Below are 14,677 nucleotides of genomic sequence, written 5' to 3'. Positions count from 1 at the left end.
ATTGTTCATTGAAATGACGTTACCAATTCTGTAACTCCAACCCGATCGCCCATCGCGTCGAACATACTAGACAATAGTATTAGGATGAGGATTTTATCACCATGAAACCGCAATTTTTCGGCGCGATCGCCTGTGTTAGTCTTGTCTTTACTGGATGCGCTTCAGCCCCAGAGACAAGCAGGCTAGAAGCCCCACCTGCAATGGAACAAGATATCGCAATCGAGGAAACGACAGAGGCAGCGAAAAAAGTCGCTAATGTCGCAGGAGAATCAGTTCCTCGAGTGGCTCCTCAATTGATTAAAACCGCAGAAATCGATCTCGAAGTCGAATCCATTGACGCGATCGTGACAGCAATTACCGATCTGGCGAAGCGTAACCGAGGGGATATTCTCGAATTACAAAATAATAAGCCTAGTAGTGTCAATCAACGCCATCGAGCTTTTCTCCGCTTGCGAGTGCCGCAACACCGATTGGATTTCGTCCTTGCAGAAATTGGCGAATTGGGAATTTCCCAGCGACAAACTTTGAGTGCGGAAGATGTGAGTAATCAATTAGTGGATCTCGATGCGCGGTTGCGAAATTTGCGAAAACAGGAAGAGTCATTATTGGAAATTATGGATCGTTCCGGATCTGTCGGGGATGTTCTCAAAGTTGCTCAAGAATTAGGGAAAATCCGAGCAGAAATCGAACAAATTGACGCGCGACAGAAAAATCTCCGCGATCGCGTGGCATTTTCAACGATTCTCGTGAATCTGGAAACCGCAACGACTACCATTCCGCGATCGCAACCTTTGGGGGGTCAATTGGGAGAAACATGGGAAAATGCCGTTTATGGGGTCAGTTCTTTAACCACGGGTTTATTAAAATTAACCCTCTGGCTATTAGCATTTAGTCCCTATTGGCTGGCGATTGGAGTCGGTATTTGGTTGATTCGCAAATATAGTCGAAAAATGGCTGCTCAAACTGACGATCGCAACAATAATACTTAAAAAATAAAGCCTCTACCCTCGCATTTTTTGCACTCGGTGAAGTTCTGGATCGAAATGTTTCGCGATCGGAAAATCTCGCCGAGAATTTCTATTTTTTGTGTAGAAGAAAGTAAAGAGTAAGAATAATAAACTGCTTTCGATGCGAATCCAGAATAAGCGAATATTTAATTGTTTTCTAAGTTGGTGTTTGTGAGTGGGTTTTGAGGAGTATTAGCAACGGGTTCGCTTCATTGTGTTGCCATGCTTGATGACTATTTTTACAGACTTAGAGCGCATTGGCAACTCCCTCATTTTTGAATCGGAGTAAGATTATGAAAAGTCATTTTTTTCCTCGCTGTCAACCTTTGTTAGTGGGAACTGCGATCGCTTTAACCCTATTTAGCGTTTTGAGTTTTTCTCTACCTGCTTTTGCAAACCGGCAACCCGAGCCGATCGCCTTGGCAACACTACGACTGGAAACCTCGCAAGATCGCTGGATCGAAATCGATCTTTCCTCACAAAGATTGATTGCCCGAGAAGGACGAGAAAAAGTTTATGAAGTGACCATCTCGACAGGTAAAGATGTAACCCCAACCCCTACGGGAGTTTTTGAAATTCACTCTATGCTGCGTCGCGATCGCATGCGCGGTGCTGATTATGATGTCCCTAATGTTCCTCACGTCATGTATTTTAATCGAGGCTATGCGATTCATGGGGCGCATTGGCACAATAACTTTGGCACCCCCGTCTCGCATGGTTGCGTAAATCTGCCTCTCGAGGATGCCGCTTGGCTCTATAATTGGTCTTCTGTGGGGACAACTCTCGTCATTCACGAATAGCAATATCAATGGGAAGAGAAGATGGCGCGATCGAGTTTCTCACTTAATCTGTCATCTCTTCCCATTAATTGTTCATAGTTCATTGATAATTGTTCGTGGATAAAATTTTGGTATAATCTGATGCTTGTCCCTAATTCCAGAATTTAACTCGGGAGATCGTTTTATGGCACGAATGTATTATGACGAAGATGCGAATTTAGACTTACTGGCAGATAAAACCGTCGCAATTATCGGTTATGGTTCTCAAGGTCACGCTCATGCCTTGAATTTAAAAGATAGCGGCATTAACGTTATTGTTGGTTTATATTCGGGCAGTAAATCCGCCCAAAAAGCAGAAGCAGCCGGATTAAAAGTTCACTCGGTTGCAGATGCGGCCAAAGCTGCCGATGTAATTATGATTCTCCTCCCGGATGAGGTACAAAAATCGATCTATCTTGAGGAAATTAAACCCAATTTAAGCGCCGGCAATGTCCTTGCATTTGCTCATGGGTTTAATATTCATTTTGGGCAAGTTGTTCCTCCAGATGATGTTGATGTCGTCATGGTTGCACCCAAAGGTCCCGGTCATTTGGTACGCCGGACTTACGAACAAGGAGAAGGGGTTCCCTGTTTATTTGCCGTTTTTCAAGATGCTTCGGGACAAGCTCGCGATCGCGCCATGGCCTATGCAAAAGGAGTAGGGGGTACTCGTGCGGGGATTCTTGAAACAACGTTCCGAGAAGAAACAGAAACGGATTTATTCGGAGAGCAAACGGTATTATGCGGCGGTTTGAGTGCTTTAATTAAAGCTGGTTTTGAAACTTTAGTCGAAGCAGGATATCAACCAGAATTGGCTTATTTTGAATGTCTCCATGAAGTTAAATTAATTGTCGATCTTGTGGTGGAAGGCGGTTTGGCAACCATGCGAGACAGCATTTCCAATACTGCGGAATACGGCGATTATACTCGAGGTCCGCGTTTGGTGAACGCGGAAACCAAAGCAGAAATGAAAAAGATTCTCTCGGAAATTCAATCGGGACAATTTGCCCGAGAATTTGTCCTTGAAAATCAATCTGGAAAACCCGGTTTTACCGCCATGCGTCGTCAAGAAGCCGAACATCCCATTGAGGAAGTTGGTAAGGATTTACGAGCGATGTTTAGCTGGTTAAAGAAAAGATAACTAGTAGGGTGCGTTATGCTATCGCTAACGCACCTACACAATACAATTAACGAATTAGAATCGGTCATGCTCAAAATTCGAGAATATCAACCCCAAGACTGGGACGCGATCGCAGCGATTCACGATCGCGCCAGATTAGATGAACTGAGAGCATCCGTAGGGGTTGAGGCTTTTTTGTCGTTAGCGGAGACCTACGAGAATGAAGAGTTATTCGCGGGAGAAGTATGGGTCGCTTGTCAAGGGGAAATTGTCGTTGGATTTATTGCCTTTGCAGATGATGAAATAACTTGGTTGTACGTATCGCCAGAGCATTATCGACAGGGGATCGGATGCAGGTTATTGCAACACGGGATCGCACGATGCGGGGATATCGTGCAAACTTCCGTCTTGAGTGGCAATGATGCCGCACTCAATCTTTATTTGCAGGAGGGATTTAAAATTGTGGAAACTAAAACCGGACGATTGAATGGCAATGAGAGGTTTGTGACAACCGGACATATCCTTTGTCGCGAGCGATCGCGTAACCCTTAAAATACAATCAATCGTAAAACGACTCCACCACAAAATTAGACGAGTAGTTTTACTATTTTTGGCTTAGAATCAAGATTCAAGAGGGAAAATTCATGGATGAAATTATACGGAAATTAGCAGGAGTTGGTTTTCCAGCTATTATACTTTTGATTGCAATGGCAACAACAGGATTAGCAGGAGCAGCTGCTATTACTGCCGCACTCGCAATGCTTGGGCCAGGAGGAATGATTGGTGGAATTGTTTTTCTGGGAATTATTGGATTAGCATCGGATGCTTTATCGAAATACGGGCTAGAAGCACTTCTTAAAGGAATTTACAAACAACGTTATCTAGATGGTGAGTCTTGTGATAAACTCTTAAAAGAAATTGATACTTTACCTGTGTCTAAAGAACTCAAATTAATTCTTATTGACGATCTTAATTGTGAGTTAAAGTGAATGATATTATACAATTTTATAAAAATATGGAATTAGAGTTTTTAGTTAATATTGCTTCTCAATTTAAGCCCGATCGCCAGATTTTAGAGGTTCGAGAATTTGGTAATGGCAATATTAATAAAACGTTTCGTGTCAGCGTAGATGATTCTGAGGAATGTCATTTTATTTTGCAGCATATTAATACGCAGGTATTTTGCCAACCAGAATTGGTAATGCAAAATATGAGAGTTTTCTGCGATCGCGCTCGAGAAAATCTAACTAAACTTACCTTAGAACAAGATCGTAGATGGGAAATTCCTTCTGTACTCTTAACAAGAGAGGAGCAAGAATATTGGCGCGATCGCAAGGGTGGGTTTTGGCGAGCAATTCGTTTTATCGAAGGACAAACTTTTGATACGATTACCAATGCTACTCAAGCGCAAGAGGTGGGTTATGGGCTAGGATTATTTCATACACTTCTAAGTTATATTCCTTGCGAAGAATTAGCAGATACTTTAGAAGGCTTTCATATTTTACCCCGCTATTTAGAGCAATACGATCGCGTTTTAGAAGAAACTTCCCTGACTACAACTCCTGAAATGAAATATGCCTTACAGTTTGTCGAAAATCGCCGCAGTTGGACAACAATTTTAGAAGAGGCAAAACACTTGGGAAAACTTCCTTTACGTCCCATTCACGGCGATCCCAAGGTGAATAACATCATGATGGACGATCGCACCGGACAAGCGATCGCAATGGTAGACTTGGATACGATTAAACCCGGTTTGGTTCACTATGATATTGGGGATTGTTTGCGATCGGGGTGCAATACTCTTGGGGAAGAAACAGAAAATTGGGATAAGGTTTCTTTTAATATCGATTTGTGTCAAGCTATCTTACAAGGTTATTTCTCAATGGCACAGAATTTTTTAACTAAAAATGATTATGATTATCTTTACGATGGCATCCGCGCGATCGCTTTTGAATTAGGATTACGATTTTTGACTGACTATCTCGCAGGAGATATTTATTTTCAGGTTCAATATCCAGAACATAACTTAAATCGTGCAATGGTTCAATTCAAACTGGTAGAAAGTATTGAGCGACAAGAGAATATAATTCGGGATTTAATCCAACAGATAGTTGACAAATGAGCGCTAAAATGCAGCAATTTTCATTAATTCCCTTTCCTTCTGCCGCGCAATATAACTTAACGATTTCGGGAACGATTTCTCGTTGCGATGGCATTCTTTCTCTTCATTATCAGATTGACGGAGATAGAGAAAAATTGGTTATTCCTTCTGCGATCGCTAAACCTCATCGCCAAGATGAACTTTGGCAAGAAACTTGTTTTGAATTTTTCCTGAGATCTCAAAACTCGCCTCAATATTGGGAATTTAATCTTTCTCCAAGTGGAAATTGGAATATTTATCATTTTGATGACTATCGACAAGGAATGAAGGAAGAAAGAGGATGGAAGAAATTACCATTTTTAGTTCGAGAAGAGCATAATCGCGTATCATTAGAGATAGAAATCGATTTGTCTGCGATCGCTGCCTCAGAATGCGTGTTAGAAGTTGCCATCAGCACTGTTATAAAATACAAAAATGGCGATATAATTTATTATGCTCTGGCTCATCCTTCAAAACAAGCCGATTTTCATCATCGTGATAGTTTCAGTATTACACTAGATTGAATGATATTTCGCGAATTAGTTCTAGAAAATTTTGGTCCTTATCACGGTCGTCAAACGATCGATCTTGCTCCAGAAAACCAAGGAGAACATTATCCTATTGTTTTATTAGGAGGCATGAATGGAGGTGGAAAAACAACCTTAATGGATGCCATTCGCCTTGCTTTTTACGGACAACGCGCTCAATGTTCGACACGAGGTAATTTAAGCTACCAAAACTTTCTCGAACAATGTATCAATCGCAATACAAAAGGGACAGAAGAAACAAAAATAGAACTTGCTTTCGATCACATTAAAGATAATAAACCTGTTATTTTTCGCATCCGTCGGCGCTGGACAAAAAACCCAAAAAATGGTAAAGATTCTCTAGAGGTTATTACCGATACATGGTTGGATGAAACGATTACCAAAACATGGGATGAGCGAGTTGAATATATTTTACCGATTGGAATTTCTAATTTATTCCTATTTGATGGAGAACAAGTTAAAGAATTAGCAGAACTTGATGCTCCTCCTCCTCAAGTTGTTGAGGCAATTCAATCTTTATTAGGATTAGAACTGGCAAAACGATTAGCGGCTGATTTAGATATTTTGGCCAGTCGCAAACGCAAAGAGTTAGCAACTCAAAAAGAGTTAAAGGATTTAGAAGAATTAGAACGCCAGATATTGCAATTACAAGCAAAAAAAAATAAAATTTTAGAAGAGATCGAAGGTTTAGGGATTAAAATTAGAGCAGCAGAACGTCAATACGATCGCACAGATGATAAATTTCTGACAGAAGGAGGTGCAATTGCTTCTCAGCGTAGTAAACTGAACCTCAAGATCGAAAAGCTAAAAACAAATTTGGAAAAAGAACGCTTGAATTTACGCGATCGCGCGGCAAATATTCTCCCTCTGACCCTAATTTCGACTTTGCTGGCAACAGCAAAAAAAACTGGAGAACAAGAATTAGAAAATAATTCGGTAAATATTACGAGAGAGGTGATTTTAGAACGAGACGATCGCTTATTAAATTATTTACAAAATTTATCTCTAAAATCAGACAAATTAGGGAAGATTAAAGAATTTTTAGAACGAGAAAATCAAAGTTTTGCCAAGACACCGGAAACCCAAAGATATTTAGGAGCAGATCGAGAAACGTTAAACACTTTAGAACTACTGCTGCGAGAGCGATTGCCAGAACAAATGAAAGGAGCGCAAAAAGATTGCGATCGCTTGCAAGAGCTAGAAGAAAAAATTCTTTCTCTCGAACAACAATTGCAAACGGCAGCATCTCCAGAATCTTATACTAAGCTAGAAGAAGAACGCAAAATTGCTCGAGATAATTTAATTCAACTAAAAGCGGAATCAGAAGCAAAAAAACGTAAAATTGAAGAAATCGATCGGGAGATTGAAGAGATCAAACAAGAACTAGAAACCTATAGCCAAGAGACTCTCGATCGCAAAAACAAAGAGCATATTATTCAATCCATTGCCAAAGTTAAACAAACTTTAAAACTATTTCGCGAAAAATTAACCTTAAAAAAGCTCAATAAATTAGAAGTCAAAGTGACACAATATTTCCGCCACCTTCTCCATAAATCCGATCTCGTGCATACCGTCACCATTGATACAGATAGCTTTAAATTATCCCTTTACGATCCCCAAGGCCAAGAAGTTCCCAAACATCGCCTATCCGCAGGAGAAAAACAACTGTTAGCGATCGCCTTCCTCTGGGGACTGGCGAAAATTTCTGGGCGCAACCTTCCCATTGCCATCGACACCCCTTTAGGTCGTTTAGATTCATCTCATCGAGCCAATTTAGTCGAACGATATTTTCCTTATGCTTCCTCGCAAGTCATTCTTCTCTCGACAGATACGGAAATCGGAAAAACAGAATACAATAAATTAAAAGAACAGGATGCGATCGCGCGATCGTACCACCTGAAATATAATTCCGCATCTTGCCAAACCACAATTGAAAAGGGGTATTTTTGGAACGATGAATAATTAAAAATTATCTAATAATCGATCGCTAATAACTAACCGATAACTCAGAAATCTTCTCTCCCCAAAAAATTAGCTCCTCTAAAACGATTGCTGAAAAGCTAAAGAAAATGTTAAAGTCAGCAAAACTTAATCTAGAGCTAAACTCTCGGGAAAGCAAGGTGCGTACCTAGATTCCTCTATTGCCGATGAGCATTCAGACCTCCGTGCTGACAGAACTGCTGCACGATCTCCCGGACTGGCGATCGCAGATGTATTTCAAATCTTCCCTCGTTGCCCTTTCTCATGCAATGGAAGACCGCATTCTCGCGAGTTCCGATATTCCTCTCGTGATCGCCACTTTTCAACAAGAACGCTTTTATCGTCAAGAAGCGCATCGCTACCGTCGCATTGCTAAGAAAAGTCAACAAGTTTATGTTTTAGCCGTCCCGGAAACCGAATTTAAAAATCATTCGGGGGAATACGAAACGGTTGCTTTTGAGGCCAGCGATGCTCTTGCTCAAGAATGGCATTTGGTAGTTTTGGGGGAAAATTATGCCAATTGTTTAATTTGTCGGGAACGCACCTCGGGAGCGGAGGAACATTCTAACTCAGCAATGGACTCTAGCCGAAGATTTGAGGGGATCTGGACCTCAAATCGCAGCATTACCGCGCGATCGGCAGAACTGCTCCTCGATCGCATTGCTATTTACCGTCCCGAGTTAGCCAAAAAGCTAGAAACCGCAAAAAAACGCTATCTCAAAACCAAACGCAAAACTCGTTCTTCCCCCCCAGAACTCGATGCGACCAGTCCCGATCCCTTTGTCAACCGCCTCGTAAACTACTTGCAAGTGGGGCAGCACAAACTCATTAAAGCCTATCAAAAAGTGGAGGCACAAGAACAGCGAGAGCGATCGATTCACTTAATGACTGCAGCCATTCGGCGATCGCTAGATCCCGATATTATTTTACAAGTTGCGGTCGAGCAGTTGGGACGGGCATTAGGGGCATGTCGTTCCCTCGTTTATCAGTGTAGTGAAAGTGATGAAACAGCCACGATCGCTTACGATTTCCCCAGTCCTCATATTACCTCTCTAAAAGGGAAACAATGGCCGCTTCAGCAAAACCCTTTCTTTCAAACCATCGTCGAAACCCAAGAAGTACTCTTTGTTCGCGACGTTCGCCAAGACTCTAGATTTAGCGAACGAGGGAATCAGCAATGGCAAAAAGTTATCGAAGATGCAGCGATCGTCTCTTGGCTTTTAATGCCCGTTCTCTATCAAGGTCGCTTATTAGGAATGGTAGAACTTCACTATTGTGGCGAGAAATTTGAGCGGTGGCGATCGGAAGATACCAGCTTGGTCGCAGCGATCGCCAATCAAATCGGGGTCGCGTTGATTCAAGCTGAGGCTTATGCCCACCTCGAAGCATTGAACGAACAACTAGAAGCCTTAGACCGTACCAGTTCAAACCTCGTTGCCATCACCGGTCACGAGTTGCGAACCCCTCTCTCAACCATTCAAATTTGCCTTGAAAGTCTTGCCACAGAACCGGATATGCCCCCAGAACTCCGTCAAGTGATGCTAGATACTGCCTTAAGCGATGCCGAACGAATGCGAAAGTTAATTCAAGACTTTCTCACTCTTTCCAAACTCGAGAGCGGTCGCGTAGACTGGAATCCCGAAGTGTTGTCGATTAGCGAATGTATCGACTTGGGAATTAGTAATAATAGTGCCAGAAAATTACCGGGAGAAATGCCTCGTATTCGTATGGCGATCGATGAAGATTTACCATTAATCAAAACCGATGGGGAATGGTTAGTGGAAGTGGTGGCAAAATTGCTCGATAATGCCTGTAAATTCACGGCTGCCAATGGAGAAATTTTAATCGAGGCTAAAACCAACAGCAATAACTTATTAGAAGTCACGGTTTCGGATACGGGACGAGGGATTGAACCCAGTCGTTTGGAAACAGTCTTCGATCGCTTTTACCAAGAAGAAGGAGCCTTACAGCGCACAACCGGGGGAGTCGGTTTGGGTTTGGCCATTTGTCGCCAAATTACTCAACAATGGGGGGGAGAAATTTGGGCGGAGTCAGAAGGAAAAGATAAGGGGAGTCGGTTTCATTTTACCATTCCCATTTTTGACACTCCTCCTAAAAGAGCAAAAAAAACTTCGCAAACAACTTCAAAAACAGGCAGGCGATCGCGCAAGAAAAAATAAAGACATGGCTGTAAAAAGAGGGTTTAAAGTTGATTTATTCCCGTTCCCATTCCCCAGCAATCTCGACTTTAAGAAGATTGGGAGTATCGATGGTTAAAACGTCTCAAACCAGCAATAACGATCGCCTCGATCCAGAATTATTTGCAACTAGATTGGTCGCTCGATCCAGAATTATCTGCAACTGAGCCAGAATTAAGGCTCTTGGCCGCTTTTGGTGATGTTGGTTTCTAGGAATTAGGCGAATCTAACGGCCGACGCATCATACACAAAGGCATCGTCAGCAACGAGATATCCTTCTCCACCTCGAAGCCTTCTCGGAGGTAGAACTCAAAGGCTGGTGTCGGCTTGGAGGTTTCGAGTACCACGGATGCGTAACCCCGTTCGCGGGCAAAGCTGAAGAGGTGGTGCAGCATCGTGCGGCCCAAGCCTTGACCTTGGTAGTCACTGTGCGTGCCTAACAGCATCAGTTCTAGTCGTCGCTCATTGCTTGTGCGTTTCTCAGACATCACGTGCCCCATCGCACGAAACCTTTGCAAACCGAGAGCTCTCACCATACGCCAAAAGAACCATACTAAGGCCAAACCGCTAGGTTCATAGCCCTCAGTAAACACGAACGCTACACACGCCAATTTACTATCGTGTGTGATGCCAAATATTGTCGCATCGGGTGCGCCAGCGAATGCGTTGAGGATCGCAACGACCATCAAATGCGATCGGTGGCCAGTGGGATCGGATGGCAGCACTGGATGGTCACGGAACGCACTCATTAGCACGTCAATGGCTTCACTGCGCCGCGCTTCAGTTAGTGTTTCGATTCGGTCAATGTGTTCGTCCATGAATGCTATTCTCCTCAGTAACAACTTCGAGGATTAGCTGGGATCTAATTCTAACAAACAAGCTAAAATAAGACCTCTCCCTCAAGCATAAGATACAACTCATCTCAATTTTGGCGATCGTTCGTGTCAATAGCGATCGCGGCGGAGGTTAGTCCTAAACAGATAAGGATGAGTTGTAGTGATGGATAAAGAGCCAAATAGCACCAATGTGATTTTCAAGTTTCTTGGAGAAAGAAAGAGTCTTTCTCACTAAGCGAGAAATGCGTTGTCGCATCGTACAATTGAATCGCTCAATATGATTGGTTTGTCCAGTCTCCTTACCCACTGCCTTGTGGCGCTTGCTGGGAAATATTAAAGCATAGGCACGCCAAAAATCTGTATAAGCAACGGCACACTGACGATAGATGCTTGGTAATGAATCCCCAACTAAATGTCACGATTCCCCTCCCGTAGCGGGTAAGGGTTGAAGGTCGCCCTTCTTCCCTCCCCTAAAAACCGTGCGTGACAGTCTCCCATCACACGGCTCAAGACTTACTTCAAGCCTTTAACTTGGGTTTTTGAATGTACCTGTTTATGGCACGCTTTGTGCAAGTGGATAAGATTCTCTTTGTCATCAGAGCCACCTTCTTTCACAGGTACTATATGATGGGTTTCGATTTCCTCTCCATTGAATAGGCTGTCATTGCAAATCGGGCATTTCCAGTTTTGTTCTTTAGCAATTTGTTCATATTTTGAACCTTTTGCCCAATATTTCTTACCTTCTTTTTCTTGACGTTTTTGCCAGTATTCTTTTAAGGAGGGGTCATCAGGGCTGGCTTGACCCTTGACCTTGATGTGCCTGATGATAGGGGTATTATCAGTGATGACTTCTTCTTGGGTGTTAGTTTTCATCTGTGATAGGGTTTCTCCTATCTTTTTGCAGAAGGCTAATACCTTCTTTTTCTGGGGCTTAATCAGTAATTTGCCATTATAATGACGAAGGTTAAACCCAAGAAAATCAAATCCATCATCGATGTGAACTATCCTTGTCTTCTCAGTGCTGATTTCGAGTCCTCTTTGGGATAGCCATTGCTTTATCTGAATAAACACTCTTTCTAAGGATTCCTTGTCCTTAGCTGTGATGACAAAATCATCAGCATATCGGATGATGCCTAGTTTTGGGTTAAATTGTTTAACATATATTTCTAACCCGTGCAGCCCGATATTAGCCAGTAATGGGCTTATTACACCACCTTGAGGAGTGCCTGTCTCCGTTGAGTTGTGTTTTCCTCTGTCGATAAATCCAGCTTTTAACCATTCTTGGATTAGTTCATTTTTTGGGAATGAACTAATTGTATTGAGAATGGATTCATGGGCAATATTATCGAAGAAACCTTTGATATCAGCATCTAAAACCCAATTATGTCCGTGTTGCCATCCTCTTAGTTTTTTATAACATTGGTCGATGGCATCGTGACAACTTCTTCCGGGTCGAAAGCCGTAGGAATTGGCTTCAAACACCGCTTCCCATTCAGGTTCTAGTGCGTTTTTAACTATTGCTTGTGCGACTCTATCCTTAATGGTGGGAATTCCAAGGGGACGTTTCTTGCCATTTGCTTTGGGAATATAAACCCGTTTTGTGGGTTGTGCCTTTGGCATTTCCCATTCCTTGGTAAGTTTTACTTGCTGTGCAGGGGTGTTAATTACCTCAATTGTTCGTTGACTCCATTTGTCGAGCAAGCTGACATCTAACTTCTGTCTCCGTTAGGTTTCTGTATCATTGTTTCTTTTGTATAAGACCCAAGAGAAGTCTGCTATTCCTTTCGGTCAAGGGCAAATTTTGAACCCTTATCTGATTCATTACAAATCAGCATTCGCTTTTTCTCTCATCTTCTACCCCCCAAAGGTTTCCGTCTTTGTTGCCTCAGACCTACTTAGGTTGCGGTTGAGAGATGGCGAGGTTGCCTCGCCATATCCAATCAACCAAGAGAATCGACCTTTCCCCTAAGACTTTGTTGGGTTTACCCTGTTGTATCATTTGAAGTTTTGAATCGGTTTGGATGACTGCCTATTTCACGGAAGGAGTTGTGTTTTCACGATTGGATAAGATTTAAGTATCCAGCCCACCTTCTTACCTTTTGGTTACAGCCTATCAGGGATAATTTGGCTGTTTAATCTGTGACGTGATTTAATCAGCAATTTAGACCATGTTCATCCTTCCAATTCTTTCCCTCTTGCTCCTGACCGCTTAATCCCTTGCAGCTTCGGTTACTTTCGAGGCTTGCATTCCTTCCATTTCATTGCTTACTCTGGAAGTAGCCGGACTCAATGAGTCTTTTCCGTGAGGGTTAGAGGTGAAAATCTCTAAAAAACTTGGTGTTTCGGTTCAAATGACCTTTCAGGTCGCGCTAAATCGGAGATTCTAACGGGAGACCCCTCGTGACCAGCAACAGAAATCGACTGAAAGGAGTCCTTAAAAAGAAGATGAAATTGATCGTCTTTTGGAAAAAAATGAGTATTGATTATTATTAGATTTTTAGCTAAGTAGTCAGACAAAAACAAAGTAAACTAAGTCAAGAAATGTAAAAAGGAGGCAAAAATTTCATCACCCCCTCTACGAGTATTCTTAAACAAGGAAGAAGAAGATTTAAAATTAATAGAGGAAAAGTTAGAAGAACCCAGAAGTTATAACAGCAAGCAACTCTGTAGAATTTGGGAGAAAGAGAGAAAAATAAAAGTCAGTGAAAGGCAAATGCAGAGAATATTAAAAAAAAAGAATATCTCTGGAAACGAACGAGAAAATCATCGAAAGCAAAACAAAAACCGAAAGAGCAAGTGAGAAAGAGAGCAGATTTAGAAATGTTGGAGTGTAGGGCAGCAGCCGGAGAAATTTATCTAAAATATGAAGATGAGGCAGGATTTAGCTTATGGTCAGAAGTGCAATATGGTTGGCAAAAAGAGGAAAACAGAAGAAAATCGAGCAAACAAAAAGGAAAGGAAAAAGATTAAATGTCTGTAGATTTTTAGAGAAGGGAGTCGGATTTGAATATGGATTAGTTCTTAAGTCTATCAAAAGTGAAGAATACATAGAAATGATGGATTGGTAAGCAAAAAAAGCAGAAGAAAGATGGAGAAAAACCCAAAAAATAACAGTGATAGTCGTAGATGGAGCATCAATACATAAAAGTAAAAGAGTGAAAGAAAAAGAGAAAGAATGGGAAAGTCAGGGATTATATATATTTGTATTGCCGAGTTATAGTCCCGAACTAAATCGAATAGAAAATGAATGGGAAAGAATCAAAGAAGATGAAATAGCGGGACGCTCATTTGAATGGGAATATGATTTAGTAATAGAAGTAATCGCAGCAATAGAAAGACGAAGGGAAGAAAGAGACAAAAATTCTCTTTCCCGACTACAAAGAAATCTACTCGGAAGTGCAACAAATCAATCTGCAAAGATTGGATAAGGCCTGGAAAAGATGGAGAATTCCCGACAAGAAGGGAAAGAGAGGAGGGCGACCAAGATTCAAAAAAGTTGGAGAAGCGAACTGGCTAACGAGGTGCTATGACTTAATTGCGGTTGAGGATTTAAACATCAAAGGACTGGCGAGAACTCGACTTTCTAAAAGCGTTCTTGATGCAGCATGGGGAAAATTTATCACTATCTTGAGGTCGAGGGACGGCGAATCGAATTCGCCATGTCCAATCGACCTGTTAGAAGCAGTGGCAGTCAAATGCGGCGTTCGGGTAGTGAAGGTCAATCCTCATGGTACAAGTCAAGACTGTAGTAGTTGCGGTACAAAAGTCCAGAAAACTCTCTCGGTTCGCACTCATGAATGCCCGAAGTGCGGATTGGTCATGGATAGAGATGAAAATGCTGCGATTAATATTTTACAGCGAGCAATTGAAGAGCTACAGGTGGTGGGTCTCATCATCTCTGCTTGTGGAGGCTTAGGCAATAGTCAGCCTGCGAAGCAAGAAACTTCAAAGAACTGGGTTCAACTCAGTCTCTTTTGAATCGGGTAAGGTTTGGGAATCGCTTCCCTCCCCTCCCCTAAGAACCGGACGT

General features: G+C 42.1%; 14 protein-coding genes and 1 pseudogene. 12 read left to right on the top strand and 3 right to left on the bottom strand.

Features of this window, described 5'->3' with window-relative positions; all coding sequences use genetic code 11:
* Positions 1-101 precede the first annotated feature (101 nt).
* The 9 genes from AC6RV6_RS00075 (at position 102) to AC6RV6_RS00035 (ending at position 9,793) form a co-directional block, all read left to right on the top strand.
* The gene (locus tag AC6RV6_RS00075) at positions 102-989 is read left to right on the top strand and encodes a DUF4349 domain-containing protein (protein WP_500237872.1); all 888 of its coding nucleotides are present in this window, start codon (positions 102-104) and stop codon (positions 987-989) included.
* Between the two features lie 311 nt (positions 990-1,300).
* The gene (locus AC6RV6_RS00070; protein ID WP_500237870.1) at positions 1,301-1,807 is read left to right on the top strand and encodes a L,D-transpeptidase; all 507 of its coding nucleotides are present in this window, start codon (positions 1,301-1,303) and stop codon (positions 1,805-1,807) included.
* 133 nt (positions 1,808-1,940) lie between these two features.
* Positions 1,941-2,966: a ketol-acid reductoisomerase gene (gene ilvC / locus AC6RV6_RS00065; protein WP_500238335.1), complete on the top strand. Its 1,026-nt coding sequence runs from the start codon at positions 1,941-1,943 to the stop codon at positions 2,964-2,966.
* A 15-nt stretch (positions 2,967-2,981) separates the two neighbouring features.
* Positions 2,982-3,497: a GNAT family N-acetyltransferase gene (locus AC6RV6_RS00060; protein WP_500237868.1), complete on the top strand. Its 516-nt coding sequence runs from the start codon at positions 2,982-2,984 to the stop codon at positions 3,495-3,497.
* Positions 3,498-3,589: 92 nt separating this feature from the next.
* Positions 3,590-3,934 carry a hypothetical protein gene (locus AC6RV6_RS00055; RefSeq protein ID WP_500237866.1) on the top strand — a complete coding sequence of 115 codons (345 nt, stop codon included), beginning with the start codon at positions 3,590-3,592 and terminating at the stop codon, positions 3,932-3,934.
* A gap of 5 nt (positions 3,935-3,939) precedes the next feature.
* Positions 3,940-5,067, top strand: a complete 1,128-nt coding sequence (locus AC6RV6_RS00050; RefSeq protein ID WP_500238332.1) for a phosphotransferase enzyme family protein — start codon at positions 3,940-3,942, stop codon at positions 5,065-5,067.
* A gap of 8 nt (positions 5,068-5,075) precedes the next feature.
* Positions 5,076-5,609 (top strand): DOMON-like domain-containing protein, encoded by a 534-nt coding sequence (locus tag AC6RV6_RS00045; protein ID WP_500237863.1) that lies wholly within the window; start codon positions 5,076-5,078, stop codon positions 5,607-5,609.
* Positions 5,610-7,595, top strand: coding sequence for a DNA sulfur modification protein DndD (dndD, locus tag AC6RV6_RS00040; RefSeq protein WP_500237861.1), 1,986 nt, complete (start codon positions 5,610-5,612; stop codon positions 7,593-7,595).
* Positions 7,596-7,780: 185 nt separating this feature from the next.
* A complete protein-coding gene (locus AC6RV6_RS00035; protein WP_500237860.1) occupies positions 7,781-9,793 on the top strand; it encodes a DICT sensory domain-containing protein in 2,013 nt (670 codons plus the stop codon).
* Positions 9,794-10,020: 227 nt separating this feature from the next.
* Here AC6RV6_RS00035 and AC6RV6_RS00030 read toward each other — a convergent pair whose 3' ends face one another.
* The 3 genes and pseudogenes from AC6RV6_RS00030 to ltrA form a co-directional block, all read right to left on the bottom strand.
* Complete coding sequence (locus AC6RV6_RS00030; RefSeq protein ID WP_500237859.1) at positions 10,021-10,629, bottom strand: GNAT family N-acetyltransferase; 609 nt, start codon at positions 10,627-10,629, stop codon at positions 10,021-10,023.
* A gap of 154 nt (positions 10,630-10,783) precedes the next feature.
* Positions 10,784-11,050: pseudogene (locus tag AC6RV6_RS00025) on the bottom strand (IS1 family transposase); the annotation flags it as partial.
* 110 nt (positions 11,051-11,160) lie between these two features.
* On the bottom strand, positions 11,161-12,267 hold the full coding sequence (ltrA, locus tag AC6RV6_RS00020; RefSeq protein WP_500237858.1) for a group II intron reverse transcriptase/maturase: 1,107 nt from the start codon (positions 12,265-12,267) through the stop codon (positions 11,161-11,163).
* Positions 12,268-13,443: 1,176 nt separating this feature from the next.
* Between ltrA and AC6RV6_RS00015 the strand changes: the two genes are divergently transcribed.
* The 3 genes from AC6RV6_RS00015 to AC6RV6_RS00005 all read left to right on the top strand — a co-directional run bounded on the left by AC6RV6_RS00015 (position 13,444) and on the right by AC6RV6_RS00005 (position 14,625).
* Complete coding sequence (locus AC6RV6_RS00015; RefSeq protein WP_500237857.1) at positions 13,444-13,617, top strand: hypothetical protein; 174 nt, start codon at positions 13,444-13,446, stop codon at positions 13,615-13,617.
* 143 nt (positions 13,618-13,760) lie between these two features.
* Positions 13,761-14,075: a transposase gene (locus tag AC6RV6_RS00010; RefSeq protein ID WP_500237854.1), complete on the top strand. Its 315-nt coding sequence runs from the start codon at positions 13,761-13,763 to the stop codon at positions 14,073-14,075.
* The gene (locus AC6RV6_RS00005) at positions 14,044-14,625 is read left to right on the top strand and encodes an RNA-guided endonuclease InsQ/TnpB family protein (RefSeq protein WP_500237852.1); all 582 of its coding nucleotides are present in this window, start codon (positions 14,044-14,046) and stop codon (positions 14,623-14,625) included. The genes AC6RV6_RS00010 and AC6RV6_RS00005 overlap by 32 nt, the downstream gene beginning before the upstream one ends.
* Positions 14,626-14,677: the final 52 nt, after the last annotated feature.

The organism is Spirulina sp. LEGE 11439 (genome assembly GCF_059821285.1).
Note: the sequence above shows the minus strand (reverse complement) of the source record. Positions and strands in the feature narration are given on the sequence as shown.

Bases quoted from the DNA above. Each gene is read 5' to 3' on its own strand.
- AC6RV6_RS00075 (WP_500237872.1), top strand. From the start codon at position 102: ATGAAACCGCAATTTTTCGGCGCGATCGCCTGTGTTAGTCTTGTCTTT.
- AC6RV6_RS00070 (WP_500237870.1), top strand. From the start codon at position 1,301: ATGAAAAGTCATTTTTTTCCTCGCTGTCAACCTTTGTTAGTGGGAACT.
- AC6RV6_RS00060 (WP_500237868.1), top strand. From the start codon at position 2,982: ATGCTATCGCTAACGCACCTACACAATACAATTAACGAATTAGAATCG.
- AC6RV6_RS00055 (WP_500237866.1), top strand. From the start codon at position 3,590: ATGGATGAAATTATACGGAAATTAGCAGGAGTTGGTTTTCCAGCTATT.
- AC6RV6_RS00045 (WP_500237863.1), top strand. From the start codon at position 5,076: ATGCAGCAATTTTCATTAATTCCCTTTCCTTCTGCCGCGCAATATAAC.
- dndD (WP_500237861.1), top strand. From the start codon at position 5,610: ATGATATTTCGCGAATTAGTTCTAGAAAATTTTGGTCCTTATCACGGT.
- AC6RV6_RS00035 (WP_500237860.1), top strand. From the start codon at position 7,781: ATGAGCATTCAGACCTCCGTGCTGACAGAACTGCTGCACGATCTCCCG.
- AC6RV6_RS00030 (WP_500237859.1), bottom strand. From the start codon at position 10,629: ATGGACGAACACATTGACCGAATCGAAACACTAACTGAAGCGCGGCGC.
- ltrA (WP_500237858.1), bottom strand. From the start codon at position 12,267: ATGCCAAAGGCACAACCCACAAAACGGGTTTATATTCCCAAAGCAAAT.